Below are 15,106 nucleotides of genomic sequence, written 5' to 3' on the forward strand. Positions count from 1 at the left end.
TCAGATATAAACAGATAATGAAAGTATCTAAACGCGTTGGAAATAATTTAATTTTAAAAATTTGCAGAAGAAACCGTCTCAGGCATCTTGTATATGACTCCCAGAGTGATTATAGATGTAATTGCTAAGTAAAAGGCAGGAGCATAACTAGAATTGGTTAGACTAATCAGCCAAATACAAATCATAGGGGTAGTTCCAGCAAATAAAGCATTTCCTAAATTATAAGCAGCAGACATGCCACTATACCTATGGCTTGTTGGAAAAAGCTCTGTAACAGCTATTTGAAAAGCTGCTGTCATAGCAGAGATAAGTAAAGCTAATATTAGCTCTAATACTAAGATACTTTTTAAATTTCCTTTATTAAAAAATATGAACATCGGAAAGCTTAAGATAACAATTAGGATTATAGGGATGTATAAAAATGGTTTTCTTCCCCATATATCTGATAACCACCCGAAGATAGGCAACACTACAGCGTATAGAGTTGATACTATTACAGTTATAAACATTATCTTATTTACATCAAATTCTCTACTAGTAATCAAAATATTGGGTAAAAAAGTAGCCATCATATAATAAGCAATTCCCACGTATCCTGTTATTACAAAGGTCCATACAAGGGGCATTTTAGGACCTTTTAAAGCATCTTTTAAAGGAGTTTTACTTAGTTGGTCTTCATTTTTTATGCTCTTAAAAAATGGGGTTTCTTTTGCTTTTTTCTGTAAAATTATTGACACAGCAGCTAATATTAAACCAACACCAAAAGCTATACGCCAGCCATATGCTAGCATTTGTTCTTTAGTCAAAAAAGTAGATAAAACGCCAATTGTCGAGGCACTAATAATAACACCTATTTGTGAAGCTAATCCAGCTAAAGCTGTTGTAAATCCACGATATCTACTTGAAGCGCTCTCTGCTAAAGCTACTAATACCCCGGAATATTCACCGCCTACAGAGAACCCTTGAAGCATACGGGCAAAAAGTAATATAAAAATAGCCCATATTCCCCCAGACGCATAAGTTGGCATAATTGTCATGATCAACATAGGCACACACATAAGCATCATACTTAATGTAATTGCATAACGCCTACCAAACCTATCTCCCAATGATCCAAAAAAGAAACCTCCAAGAGGTCGCATAATGTAACTAGCTGCAAAGATACCAAATACTGTAATCAAAGCTACAGTTTGATCTTCCTTTGGGAAAAACAGTATACTTAAGTAGGTAGAAAGATAACCATAAAGGCTAAACTCAAACCATTCTAAAACTGCTCCAAGGTTCGTTATAAAAATAGTTTTTTTTCGTTGGCTTGGAGTTAATTGTTTTACCATTCTGATTAGATAAATATTAGTGCTGCTATTTATTATATAGGTTTAAAATGTTTTAAAAGCATTTTTTTCTAAGCTTCGGTTTAAATACTTAGATCATTATTAGGAAACTTTTATCTAGTTTGTAATCTAAATACATATGAATACTGAACACAAGAGCTTCAAGGGATTGTGTTACAACAGCCCCATTCCAACTGAATGAAAATAACTAGTTATTCTAATGTCACTTAAATTTTGTTAAGTTGATTTGAACTATGTCACAATTTAAATTACAAACTTTGGAAATGACTATTAAAATCTACGGTAAGTAGGCTATCTTCATCAATCTTTTGCTCGTGAACAATCATGTTATTTTTATATTTAAATATTTTGTAGTTATCAATTAATGACACAATCCCAAATACTATAAAATCTTCTTCAGTTTGAGAAAGAATTCCATTTTTTATTTTGTAGAGGTTTTTTATATAATAAACATTTCCTTCTTCAGTTCTTAGATAAAGTGACAATGAATATACAACCAGTCCTCCTTCTTTTTTAGAATCCCATTCATAAGTTAAAGTATCATATCGTATACAGTGTATTTTTGCTCCATATCCTACTGGTAGCTTGTCATGAATAAAAAGCATGGCATTATAAGTTTGTTCAAATAAAGAGCCAATTTTAACACTCCATTCTATTCTATCCTTATTCTTATTTGTTTTAAAAAAAATAGGGTTATTCCATAAATGTCTAGGCATAGTTATTTGATCATCCCTATCAGGGAAATATTCTTGACATAAAGTCTGTAAGGTAGAAAGTGTGATTTTATTGAATTTAAAATTATTTTCTATATTATCATCATCCCGCTCTAAAGGCGAAAGTATAGGAAAGGCAAATACTTGACAAAATATATTAGTGTCTTTATAAATATCTTCACTTATTTGCCAATAATTTAGAGAAAGGTTTGTGTTAGCCATATTAAGAGGAAGTTCTTGTATATTATATCCTGGGCACTTACAAGTAAGAGGATTGTACCTGATTTTTACTAAAGAATTTTTTCCAACCCAATCATCGGCTTTAATTTTTTGTTTATATTTATCGTATGATCTTAAAAAATGAAATTGGTCTTCTTCCCAAAAAGCATTATCTATTTTATCTCTACCTGCTAGTTCTTTTATATTTTTTAATAATGTATATTTTTTCCGTGTAGGACAAGGGTAGGTTATTTTAACTATTTTATAGAGGTTATCTAACTTTGTTTTTAAAACACCTTGCTGTGAGTATTGAATGAAATTTTCTTTTATATTTTGAAAATAAAAAAGGCAGTAGTTATAACTATACATCTCATCACACATAAAAAGCTGTCCATTCATGCCTGTTATAGCATCGATAATAATTCTAAAATTTTTTTTCAACAGAAGGTCATCAATATCTTGTCCACTATAGGCATTTATAGCGCTTAATGCTTCATGTACTTTTTTGGGGTACTCTCTTTGTATATCACCAATCATATATGATTTTCTTACTATGTCAGTTAATAGTGAAAAAGCTTTAACTCTATCCTTTTTTACAATAGCAAATCTTAAATAATAAATAATAATAAGCATAGAATGACGATCAACTAATTTATTTCTCATTATTTTTAAATAAATTAGTTTAACTTTTGGAACTCCTATAAATTCGGCGTCAGTTTCAAATTTTGGTTTTTTATAGCCAAGGACAGAAACCTGTTTAGCTGATGAATTTTCTACAATAGACCTTTGGATCCTTGATTCATGTAACTGTTCATATTGTTTATGTCGTTCAAAACTACCTCTATCATCACCTTCTTCTGCTTTGTGAATTTCATTAAGGATAGATCCTAGCATTTTTCTATAGGTTGATCGATTTGGATTTTTGTTTCTATTTTTTATATTTACACTATAGTTTTTTTGCTTTTGTCCTTTTTGTGTGTAATATTCAGGCAACGTCTCATTAAGATCTTCTTTTTTGTTATCATATAAATTAATTTCATTTTGTATAATTACATGGATCTTACTTATACTGTCTGTTTGTTCTATAACCTCTACAAGAGAATTACTTCTATCCCTATGGTTTTTCCATTGGAATATAGTTTTTTTATACCTAGAATATTCTTTCAAATCTTTAATTATGTTTTTTTTTAGTTCAATTAATTTATAATTCATACTTATAATATACCTAATTATTTTATTTTACGTAAAAGACTATTTAATTAAATATAATAAATTATAAATTTATTTTTTTAACATTTTTTTAGTATAGTTTAAATACACCAAATAAAAGTTAACATACCTATATTTTAACAGCTGATTATATACCTCAAAGATGGCAGGAAATAAAACCCTTAGAGGTTTATGATTATCTTATTATGGATATAGTAAACCACAGCAATTCTCTACTATCTGGTTTAACAATTACTTTCCTATAAAACACCTAGCAAGCTAATCGCAAAAATTAGAATCTCTTTTTAACTCCTCCATTAAAGAAGCATTATTTAACGTTGTATTTGCAATCCCTTCCAGAGCTTCTTTAGTTAGAAAAGCTTGATGAGCAGTTACTAAAACATTTGGAAACGTGAGAAGTCTTTCAAAAATATCATCCGTCAAGATTTCTCCAGACATATCTCTAAAGAAAATATCTTTTTCATACTCATAGACATCTATTGCTAACCCAGCAATAGATTTAGATTTAAGAGCTTTTATAATAGTTTTAGTATTAATCAAAGCTCCACGACTTGTATTGATTATAAATGCGGAAGGGTTTATTAAATCAAGGGCTTCTTGGTCAATTATATATTTAGTGTCTTCGTTAAGTGGACAATGTAAACTTATAATATCAGCCTCAGTAAAAAGTTTATTTTTATCATCAACAAAAGTCACATAGTTTGGAACTGTAGTTGTATCAGCATAAGGGTCATAAATCAATATTTTTCCACCAAATCCAGACATAATTTGAGCAAAAGCTTTCCCTATATTACCAAATCCTATTATACCTATAGTTTTTTGATGAATATCAAAACCTTCAAGTCCTTCTATATTAAAGTTGCTTTCCTTAACTCTGTTATAAGCTTTATGTATTTTACGGTTTAAACATAAAAGCAAAGCTAAAGTATGCTCTGCCACTGAAAAAGGAGAATATGCTGGTACTCTGGCAACTTTCATACCTAGACTTTTAGCATGAGCAATATCAACATTATTAAAACCAGCACACCTCAGGAGAACATTTTTGACTCCAATCTTGCCAAGTTTATCTAATACAGTTGCATCACAAACATCATTTACAAAGATACACACAGCATCATAGCCTTTAGCGAAAATAACAGTTTCTTGGCCTAAAGGATAATCACCAAAAGTTAGTTGATGATTAGAGTTTAGTTTAGAAAAATACTCTTTGTCATACTTTTTAGTAGAGTAAAAAAAAATTTTCATAGGCTTTAGCTCCTGTTTTTAGCCAACAGAAATCCTCTTATATTTAATTTTAGTAACTGCATCATACTTATCACCAAGACGGCGTTTTTTATCTTCAATATAAGCATCATAATTACCCTCAAACCATACTACTTCACTATTACCTTCAAAAGCAAGCATATGTGTAGCAATACGATTTAAAAACCATCTATCATGTGAGATAACCATAATACAACCAGGAAACGCTAAAATAGCTTCTTCTAGAGCTCTTAATGTTTCTACATCTAGATCGTTTGTTGGTTCATCTAGTAAGATAACATTACCACCACTTCTAAGTAGCTTAGCAAGATGAACACGGTTTCTCTCACCGCCAGAAAGTTGCGAAATATATTTCTGCTGATCTGCACCTTTAAAGTTAAACCTACCAACATATTGGCGTGATGGAATTGTAAATTTACCGACTGAAATTACATCTAAACCATCAGCAATCTCCTCCCATACAGTTTTGCTATCATCTAGAGCATCGCGAGACTGATCTACATATGCTAAATGTACAGTTTCACCAATCTCAATATTTCCAGCATCTGGAGTCTCTTGTCCTGTAATCATCTTAAATAAAGTTGACTTACCAGCACCATTAGCACCAATAATACCTACTATAGAACCAGGATACACATCCATATTTAAACCATCAATTAAGAGTTTATCGTCATATGATTTAACAATATCTTTTACTTTGATGACATTATTACCTAAACGCTCTCCAGGTGGGATATATAGCTCTTGTGTTTCATTTCTTTTTTGGAACTCTTGTGAGCTTAATTCGTCAAATTTTGCAAGTCTAGCTTTTGATTTAGCTTGACGGCCTTTGGCATTTTGACGAACCCACTCTAATTCTTCTTTAAGAGCTTTTTGGTGAGATGATTCACGCTTTTCTTCCATTTCTAAGCGCTTCTGTTTTTGCTCAAGCCATTCTGAATAATTACCTTTAAATGGTATACCTTCACCACGATCTAGCTCTAGAATCCACTCAGCAACATTATCTAGGAAATATCTATCATGGGTAATAGCAACAACTGTGCCTTTGTATTCAGCTAAGAATTTCTCAAGCCATGCTACAGATTCAGCATCTAAATGGTTGGTAGGCTCATCTAATAATAAAATATCAGGAGCTGATAATAACAATTTACATAAAGCTACACGACGAGCTTCACCACCAGATAATTTAGTAACATCAGCATTCCAAGGCGGTAAACGTAAAGCTTCTGCAGCTACTTCAAGCTTACGATCTATTTCCCAAGCACCAGCAGTATCTATAGCATTTTGTAACTCCCCTTGTTCTTCTAGAAGTTTTGCTATTTCATCGTCAGACATTGGCTCACAGAACTTCATACTAATTTCATCAAATCTTGTAAGCATATCTTTTAAGTGAGAAAGAGATTCTTCAACATTCCCACGAACATCTTTTGTAGAATCTAGTTTAGGCTCCTGTGGTAAATAACCTATTTTCACTCCTTTACGAGGAGCTGCTTCGCCAACTATCTCAGTGTCAAGACCAGCCATAATTCTAAGCAATGTAGATTTACCTGAACCATTTAAACCAAGCACCCCAATTTTTGCACCATCAAAGAAAGATAATGAAATATCTTTGAGTATGTATTTGTTAGGTGGCACAACTTTACCCACTCTATGCATAGAGTATATATATTTTTCAGCCATGGAAATTTTTAGAAATGTAATTTAATATATGTAAATTATAGCAGATATACTGAACAAAGATGAGAGCTTGATATTATTTTTCGTAACCAATGTATTCTACATAGTCATTAGTAACTTCAAACTTAAATATCACTAGTCTAAACCTAAATACAAAAGATCCTTCTTTTATCTCTTCGTTACTTACTCTAACAAGTATTTCATTTTTTAAAGACTCATCTGTATACCTACATAAGTCAAACAAGTTTTTAAAATCACTGTAAAGTTTTTCAAAATTTATAACTTCCATAATTTAAACAATCCTTGATAAGGTCTATTTTAAATTGAGATTATAACAGCTGTCATAAAACCTGTTTACAAAAATTAGACACTCTCATTTTTAATAATTATCTTTCAACTATTTAATAAATCTTAAGCAGTTTTTTTATTTTATAGCTTTTAATTTTACTAATGTTTCATAACACTCACCAGATTTTATAAGGGCTAGAATATTTTTAGTGTTTTCTACTAAATTATTTTTATCAAAAAGTTTCATCGTTAAAGCAACGTTAACTGCCACAGCATTATTTTGTGCTTGTGTACCTTCACCTAGTAATATTTGCTTTATAATTTCAGAATTTTCCTCTGGAGAGCCTCCTTGGAGTTCTTTAATATCAAAAATATCTATACCAAAGTCACTCGATTTTAATATATATTCTTTTATACCATTTTTATAAACTTCTGCAACATAAGTTATATCATGTATAGCTACTTCATCTAAACCACTTCCGTGTACTACTATAGCTTTTTGTATATTCATTTGAGATAGAGTTTTTGCCATTGGCAAAATTAAATCTTTAGAATAAACCCCTATCAGAGCCTTTTTAGGGCGAGCAGGGTTTATTAAAGGTCCTAGAATATTAAATATTGTTCTAGTTTTTAGTATAGATCTAGCTTCTTTAACATATTTAAAACCATCATTATAAAAGGGAGCAAATAAAAACCCCAAATTATTTTCTTCTATACTTTTTTTAGTTTTCTCAGGTGAAAGATTTATATTTACATCTAACGTTTCCAACAAATCAAAAGAGCCTGATTTACTAGAGACACTTCTACCTCCATGTTTTGCAACTTTATAACCTGCTGTAGCTGCTACAATTGCAGCTGTAGTTGATATATTGATAGTATTAAATCCATCTCCACCTGTGCCTACAATATCTACTATATCACCTTCTATTTTTGGAAATTTTTTAGCATTATCTATCAAAGCTTCGGCTGCCGCAGCAATTTCTGTAGGTGTTTCTTTTTTTAGCTTAAGGGCAGTTAAAATACTAGTTTGTAAAGCTACAGGAATTTCACCCTTTATAAAAAAATCAAATAACTGATAACTTTCTTTATACGTCAAATCTTCTAAATTATAAAGCTTATTTTTAATACTGTCTAAACTAATCATTTTGTACCCAATTTATAATATTTGCTAAAAGTTTTGTTCCTTGAATTGTCATTATTGATTCTGGGTGAAACTGTAAACCGCAAATTTTGTTTTCGTCATCTACTACAGCCATTACTAAATCATTTACCTCAGCTATAATTTTTAAACTTATCGGTACTTTAACAGCTACTAGAGAATGGTATCTAGCGACTGTTAAAGGAGAATCTAAACCTTTAAAAATAATATGGTCATTGAGTTTAATCCTAGCTATTTTACCATGTACAATTTCATTAGCATGAGAAACTATCCCTCCATATGCTTCAACAATAGCTTGATGTCCTAAACATATACCTATTACAGGTACTTTACCTTTTATTTGCGATATTAAAGGGATAATATTCCCCGCTTGGCTAGGATTACCGGGACCTGGTGAGATAACAACTATAGGATTTTTTGTAACATTTATTTTATCTAATAAGAATCCTATATCAATATTGTTTCTGTAAACTTCTACTTGGTTACCTAAAGATTTAAATTCATCCACTAAGTTATAAGAAAAAGAATCAAAATTATCTATAAATATGATATTAGCCATGCGATTCTCCATGTACATTTTTAATAGCTGATATTACCGCTTGTGCTTTAGTTATTGTTTCATCAGCTTCTGCTATTGGTATAGAATCTAAAACAACTCCTGCTCCTGCTTGAATTTCAGCGATACCATTTTCAACGTAAGCAGAACGAATAACTATACAACTATCTAAATCACCATAACCATTTAAATACCCAACAGCTCCACCATAGCTACCTCTTGTTTGCTGTTCAACTTTGGATATTAACTGCATAGCTTTTATTTTAGGAGCTCCAGTAAGGGTACCCATATTCATACATGCTTGGTAGGCATGTAAAGCATCTAAATCATCAGCTAATTGCCCAACTACTCTAGATACCAAATGCATTACATGACTATATCTGTCTACTTTTAGTAGATCAGCTAAAAAACGTGTTCCTGTCTTAGATATTCTAGCAATATCATTTCTTGCTAAATCAACTAACATCATATGTTCAGCATTTTCTTTAGTATCTAACCTAAGTTCTAGCTCTATACGGCTATCTAAATCATGATTTATACTACCATCAGGATTTTCACCTCTACGGCGAGTACCGGCTATAGGATATATTTCTACTTGATTAGTTTCAGTTTCATATTTTAAAGCGCTTTCTGGAGATGCTCCAAATAATATAAAATCTTCATCTTGCATGTAAAACATATATGGACTGGGATTCGTACGCTTAAGTTCTTTGTAAACTTCTAAAGAATTTTGACATGGCAAAAAAAAACTTCTTGACGGAACTATTTGAAATATATCGCCATTAATAATATGAGTTTTTAATTTATCTACCACATTACAAAATTCTCTGTCATTTATAGATATTTGTGGTTCTAAATCTTTTATTTTAGTTACTGGTGTTTGAAAATCATGATTAAGACTTTTCTTTATTTCTTCAAAGCTTTTATCCAATTGACTTTGCATTTTTTCATTAAAGCTATTTGTCTGGATAAATGATTTTTTTTTCTGGTGATCACTAACTAAAATAGTTTCTGCTAAATAAAAAACATAATCTGGACATTTATTTTTTCTTTCTACTTCACCTATATCTTCAAAACTTCCTACTAAATCATAGGCAAATAACCCAGCTAAAAACACACTATACTCATTAGCTATTTCAAAGCTATCCTTTATTAACCTTAAAGCGTCGAATACAGAATTTTGCTTAAGTTTTTGATACTCATTTAGATTAATAAATTTATCGTTTTCAAAAACTAGAACTAACTGATCCTTTGAAAAAAGGTCATATTTAATACCCCCGTCAAGGTTTTTAGTTATAGATTGTATCGCGTACTCACCATTATTTGATAAAGCTTTTATAACTACTTTATTAGCTATACATGATACCCTTAAAGCACTATTTATTATTAAAATGCTTTTTAATCTATCCTTAGTAGTTATTTCTGCTGATTCTAATAAAATATTATTTTTTTTATCGATACAACTATTAGCGAAACATTTATTAAGATCTTTTTGGTAATCTATATCATATAATTTTGATATTAAACAATTTTTGTATAAAACCATACTAACTCATGTGGTTTAAACAGAATAACTTAAATAATAACAAAAAACTTAGATAAAAAAACATATTTTAAGGTTTAGTATTAAATATCAGAAGTAAAAAGGGGAAAAACTGAATTTAAAAACTAAACCTCAAAGATAAATATGGCGGAATGGACGGGACTCGAACCCGCGACCCCCTGCGTGACAGGCAGGTATTCTAACCAACTGAACTACCACTCCGTTATGGTGCCGACTGCCGGAATCGAACTGGCGACCTACTGATTACAAGTCAGTTGCTCTACCTATTGAGCTAAGTCGGCGACTATGAGTTAGTATTATAGCTTTTTAAAATTAGCTGTCAACTAAGTTTTTATATTTTTTTTTTAATTTAATGGAATTATATCGTATTGGTTGTATATATGACTAGTTTCAGCTTTTAAGTGAATATTTTTACCTATTTCTAACTCCAATTCTCCAAGCCATATAGATTCTTCTTTTTGTATATAATCAATTATTTTTTCAGATGAAATTAAAAGAAACCCATTGTAGGTAGGATAGTTTTTAGATTCAGACTTTATCTCTCTAAAAATATCATAACAGATTGTTTGTAATGTTTTAGTACTACCTTTACCATTACAATATTCACATGGCTGACATAATGTCCTAGAGAGACTTTCATGAACCCTTTTTCTAGTCATTTCGACTAAACCTAACTCTGATATATCACTAACCTGTGTTTTTGCTTTATCAAGTTCTAATTCTTTCTTTAAAGCTTCTAAAACTTGAGTTTTATGTGATTCATCCATCATATCTATAAAATCTATAATTATGATCCCCCCAAGATTTCTTAATCTAAGCTGTCTAGCTATTTCTTTTGTTGCTTCTAGATTTGTCTTAAATATAGTTTCCTCTAGATTTTTAGAACCTATAAAACCGCCTGTATTTATATCTATAGTTATCATAGCTTCAGTTTGTTCTATAACTAAATAACCACCTGATTTTAGATACACGGTTTTTTCCAAAGCTTTATTTATCTCTGTATCTATATCAAACTCTTCGAAAATATTATGTTTTTGGTAAAGCTCTATTTTATCTCTAAGTCCAGGAATATATCTGTCGGCAAAGTGGCAAATTTCTTTATAGGAGTCGATATTATCTACTAATATTTTATGTGGATTATCGTTAGCAAATATATTTATTGTTTTTATTATCAAACTAAAATCTTCATACACTACACCTGGTTTAATAATAGTACTAGAATTATCCAAGATATCTTGCCATAAATTATTTAAAAACTTTATATCATTTTGCAAGTCCTCAAAGCTAGCCCCTTCTGCAGCTGTTCTTAATATATAACCACGAGGGTTTTCACTCATTGTTATTTTTTGAATTGTTTCTAATAACCTTTGTTTTTCTTCTTGGCTAGTTATTTTTAATGATATCCCTATATGATCTAGATCAGGCAAAAATACTAAAAATCTTGATGATACTGATAAATGAGAAGTAAGTTTAACGCCTTTATTACCTATACTTTCTTTAACTACTTGAACAAGTACTTCCTGACCTTCACGTAACCATTTATTTATATCTTCTTTGTTTAATTTGTTAAGTTTAACTTTTTCATCTTGTTCTTGGTCTTCTTTTTCCAAAGGTAAAACTTCAGATAAATGTAAAAAACCAGCTTTTTCTAAACCTAAATCAACAAAAGCTGCTTGCATTCCAGGTAAGACTCTTATTATTTTACCTTTATAAATATTTCCAACAATTCTTTTTCTATCATCTCTTTCTATAAAAATTTCTTTTAAAAGATTATTTTCTTTGATAGCTATTCTTTGTTCATAATTGTTAATGTTTAAAAAGATTTCTGTATTTATAGACATATCTTTTAAAATTCTTTTTTATTAACAATTATTATATACAAAAAAATTTTCTTTTTTTTAAAACCTCTTTTTTTAGTTTCTCCTAATTATATAAAGTTAATTATTCTTCTTTTATATTATTATTTATTACTATGAGAAAAAGTGTGGATACTTTTATTAAAACCTTTTAAATAAAGGGTTTAAGACTTATAAGAAAGTAAGTATAAGCATGTAAAAACTAACTAAAAAAGAGCTGAATAAAAATGTGGATAATAAGTAACCAGATTTATCAACAAAAATATCAACATATTTGTGAATAAGTTTAACAACAATAAATTAAACGCTTTACAAACAATTTAGTCCACATAATTATCCACAAGGCGCGATAAACTAGTTTGCTTATTTTTCAAAGTTCTAATACAATTTAGAGCTAATTGAAACACACCCCGGAAGTTGTTAACTGAAATTTTATTAATGGTTTTGGTTATTTTTTTGTACTTATGACTACATGGAATAAATGTTTAAAAAAACTTAAAAAAGACTTATCCACGTTTGAGTATAAAACGTGGATAAAGCCTATTACTGTAGTCCAAAACTCAAATTTATTTACAATCTATTGTAATAACGAATATTTTAAGAAACATATAAAAGCAAAATATGGGAACATTATAGTATCTACAATTCAAGAGCATCATGGAAATGATTTAGTAGTAGAATACTCTAATGAAAAGTTTTCTGGGGAGTTTACTAATTTAGATAATACTATTTCAGCAGGACCTCAAGCAAATTTTTTTAGTGTTACAAATGTAGAAATAAAAGATGATATTGAAGATTATAAATCTGTAATACCTGAGACTAAAAAAAACAAAAAGCTTAAAAAAATAAAACCACCTCAAGAATTATTTGGTTTTGATGAAGCTATGTTAATAACAGCAAAAGAAGGTGAAGAATATTCTTTTGGATTACCATTAAAAGAAAAATACATTTTTGATAGTTTTGTCGTAGGAGACGCTAACAAGATAGCTAGAGCAGCTGCAATGCAAGTGTCTATAAATCCAGGCAGATTACATAACCCTTTATTTATATATGGCGGAAGCGGGCTTGGTAAGACTCACCTTATGCAAGCTATAGGTAATCATGCTAGAGAAGTTAATCCTCAAGCAAAAATCATTTATACGAATTCAGAACAATTCATAAAAGATTATGTAAATTCGATACGTTTACAAGACCAAGATGAATTCCAGAGAGTATATAGATCAGCTGATATTCTTTTGATAGATGATATTCAGTTTATAGCTGGTAAAGAAGGTACAGCACAAGAATTTTTTCATACTTTTAATTCATTATATGAAAATGGAAAGCAGATAATTTTAACTAGTGACAAGTATCCAAACGAAATAGAAGGTTTAGAAGAAAGACTAGTATCACGTTTTGGTTATGGTTTAACAGTATCTGTAGACATGCCAGATTTAGAAACTAGAATAGCTATTTTGCTAAAAAAAGCTCATGATTTAGGTCAAAAACTACCTAATGAAACAGCAGTGTTTATAGCAGAAAATGTTAGAACTAATGTTCGAGAACTAGAAGGGGCATTAAATAGAGTACTTACAACCTCAAGATTTAATTATAAAGAGCCTACTGTAGAAGTAGCTCAATCTTGCCTAAGAGATATAATTAAAATCCAAGAGAAGAAAGTAAAAATAGATAATATTCAAAAAGTAGTTGCGGATTTTTATAGAATTAGAGTAAAAGATTTAACTTCTAACCAGAGAAGTAGAAATATAGCTAGACCAAGGCAAATAGCCATGAGTTTATCAAGGGAGTTAACATCCCATAGTTTACCTGAGATTGGTAATGCTTTCGGTGGTAGAGATCACACTACAGTGATGCATGCAGTCAAAGCAATAACTAAGTTAAGGCAAAGTAACACATCAATTTCTGATGATTATGAGTTGCTTTTGGATAAAATTTCTCGTTAAATGAACTTATAATAATTGATAAAAGGGTTTTTTGAAAATGAATTTTGCACTAAATAGAGATGACTTACTAAAACCTTTGCAATCTATGCTATCTATAGCAAATAGCAAAAGTCCTATGCCTTTGTTGTCTTGTATTTTATTTGATATAAATGATAATAATTTAAAAATTACAGCTTCTGACCTTGATACAGAGATATCTTGTGATATTTTCGTTAATTGTGATACACATATAAAATTAGCTTTAAATGCTGATAAAATTTTTAATATAGTTAGAAGTCTCGCAGATAACTCTATAATTGACTTTAACATTTGTGATAATAAAGTAACTATTGTTTCTAACAATAGTACTTTTAATCTTATTTCACTAAACACTGATAATTACCCTCTTATTGATAGTAATATTAATGAACAGGCAAGCTTTGATTTAACTCAGCAGGATTTTCATCATATTATTTCAAAAGTCGATTTTTCTATGGCTAGTGAAGATACTAGATATTTCTTAAATGGTATGTTTTGGGAGATAAATTCAAATCTTTTAAGAGCTGTATCTACAGATGGTCACAGAATGTCTATCACAGAAGCTATAATTGATAGTAAAGTACTAGACAGTACTAGCCAATCAATTATTCCTAGAAAAGCTATTTTAGAGCTCAAAAAGATAGTAGGTAAAACAGAGCAACCAATAAAAATTTGTCTTGGCAAAAATTATTTAAAAGCACAATTTGGTAGTTTTAGTTTTATTTCTAAACTTATAGATGGTCGTTACCCTGATTATCAAAAAGTAATTCCTAAAAATAACACTAAGCTTCTAGCTGTAGATAAACAGGTATTTAAAAACTCTTTGTTAAGAACGTCTATTCTAGCTAATGATAAATATAAAGGTGTACGTTTAAACATCTCAGCTGGTCAAATGCTTTTATCTACAAATAACCCAGATAATGAAAAAGCTGAAGATAAAGTTCAAATACAGTATAATGATCAGTCTATAGAAATATGTTTCAATTATAGATATTTATTGGACATTATAAATGTTCTTAGTGAAGAAACTATGTCGATATATCTTGATAATCCTAATATGAGCGCTTTAGTAAAAGATGAAAAAGATAATAGTCTATTTATTATTATGCCAATGAAAATCTAGAAATATATATTTACTTCTCTTAGTGTAATTTTAGTTTGTAACAGTCTATTAACGTAAGCTCAAAATTATTAAATACTAAAATGTCATAAATTTTACAGATATTTTTATTAATATATATCAGAAATTTGGTTTTTTATATTTTTTA

At 29.8% G+C, this 15,106-nt stretch carries 11 protein-coding genes and 2 tRNA genes; 2 read left to right on the top strand and 11 right to left on the bottom strand.

The genetic code is table 11. The features are described 5' to 3' along the window. Positions 1-53: 53 nt before the first annotated feature. The 11 genes from SD28_RS01280 to SD28_RS01330 form a co-directional block, all read right to left on the bottom strand. Positions 54-1,334, bottom strand: coding sequence for an MFS transporter (locus SD28_RS01280; protein ID WP_052251850.1), 1,281 nt, complete (start codon positions 1,332-1,334; stop codon positions 54-56). A 266-nt stretch (positions 1,335-1,600) separates the two neighbouring features. Further along, on the bottom strand, positions 1,601-3,496 hold the full coding sequence (locus SD28_RS08140) for a hypothetical protein (protein WP_039123322.1): 1,896 nt from the start codon (positions 3,494-3,496) through the stop codon (positions 1,601-1,603). A gap of 276 nt (positions 3,497-3,772) precedes the next feature. After that, a complete protein-coding gene (locus SD28_RS01290; protein WP_039123324.1) occupies positions 3,773-4,759 on the bottom strand; it encodes a 2-hydroxyacid dehydrogenase in 987 nt (328 codons plus the stop codon). 18 nt (positions 4,760-4,777) lie between these two features. Further along, positions 4,778-6,457, bottom strand: a complete 1,680-nt coding sequence (gene ettA / locus SD28_RS01295) for an energy-dependent translational throttle protein EttA (RefSeq protein WP_039123326.1) — start codon at positions 6,455-6,457, stop codon at positions 4,778-4,780. 73 nt (positions 6,458-6,530) lie between these two features. Further along, complete coding sequence (locus SD28_RS01300; RefSeq protein ID WP_039123328.1) at positions 6,531-6,743, bottom strand: hypothetical protein; 213 nt, start codon at positions 6,741-6,743, stop codon at positions 6,531-6,533. Between the two features lie 135 nt (positions 6,744-6,878). Beyond that, on the bottom strand, positions 6,879-7,886 hold the full coding sequence (trpD, locus tag SD28_RS01305) for an anthranilate phosphoribosyltransferase (RefSeq protein ID WP_039123330.1): 1,008 nt from the start codon (positions 7,884-7,886) through the stop codon (positions 6,879-6,881). After that, positions 7,879-8,460 carry an aminodeoxychorismate/anthranilate synthase component II gene (locus SD28_RS01310; RefSeq protein WP_039123332.1) on the bottom strand — a complete coding sequence of 194 codons (582 nt, stop codon included), beginning with the start codon at positions 8,458-8,460 and terminating at the stop codon, positions 7,879-7,881. The genes trpD and SD28_RS01310 overlap by 8 nt, the downstream gene beginning before the upstream one ends. Beyond that, positions 8,453-10,003, bottom strand: coding sequence for an anthranilate synthase component 1 (locus SD28_RS01315; protein ID WP_039123334.1), 1,551 nt, complete (start codon positions 10,001-10,003; stop codon positions 8,453-8,455). Before SD28_RS01315 ends, SD28_RS01310 begins: the two co-directional genes overlap by 8 nt. Before the next feature lie 142 nt (positions 10,004-10,145). Next, a tRNA-Asp gene (locus tag SD28_RS01320) sits at positions 10,146-10,222 on the bottom strand. Positions 10,223-10,226: 4 nt separating this feature from the next. After that, positions 10,227-10,302 (bottom strand) — tRNA-Thr (locus SD28_RS01325). A gap of 63 nt (positions 10,303-10,365) precedes the next feature. Then, complete coding sequence (locus SD28_RS01330; RefSeq protein WP_039123336.1) at positions 10,366-11,862, bottom strand: Rne/Rng family ribonuclease; 1,497 nt, start codon at positions 11,860-11,862, stop codon at positions 10,366-10,368. Between the two features lie 479 nt (positions 11,863-12,341). Between SD28_RS01330 and dnaA the strand changes: the two genes are divergently transcribed. Both dnaA and dnaN read left to right on the top strand, forming a co-directional pair. After that, positions 12,342-13,820: a chromosomal replication initiator protein DnaA gene (gene dnaA, locus SD28_RS01335; RefSeq protein ID WP_039123339.1), complete on the top strand. Its 1,479-nt coding sequence runs from the start codon at positions 12,342-12,344 to the stop codon at positions 13,818-13,820. A gap of 37 nt (positions 13,821-13,857) precedes the next feature. Then, positions 13,858-14,961 carry a DNA polymerase III subunit beta gene (dnaN, locus tag SD28_RS01340; protein WP_039123342.1) on the top strand — a complete coding sequence of 368 codons (1,104 nt, stop codon included), beginning with the start codon at positions 13,858-13,860 and terminating at the stop codon, positions 14,959-14,961. Positions 14,962-15,106 lie beyond the last annotated feature (145 nt).

The sequence above is a fragment of the Allofrancisella guangzhouensis genome, from assembly GCF_000815225.1.
GTDB lineage: Bacteria > Pseudomonadota > Gammaproteobacteria > Francisellales > Francisellaceae > Francisella > Francisella guangzhouensis.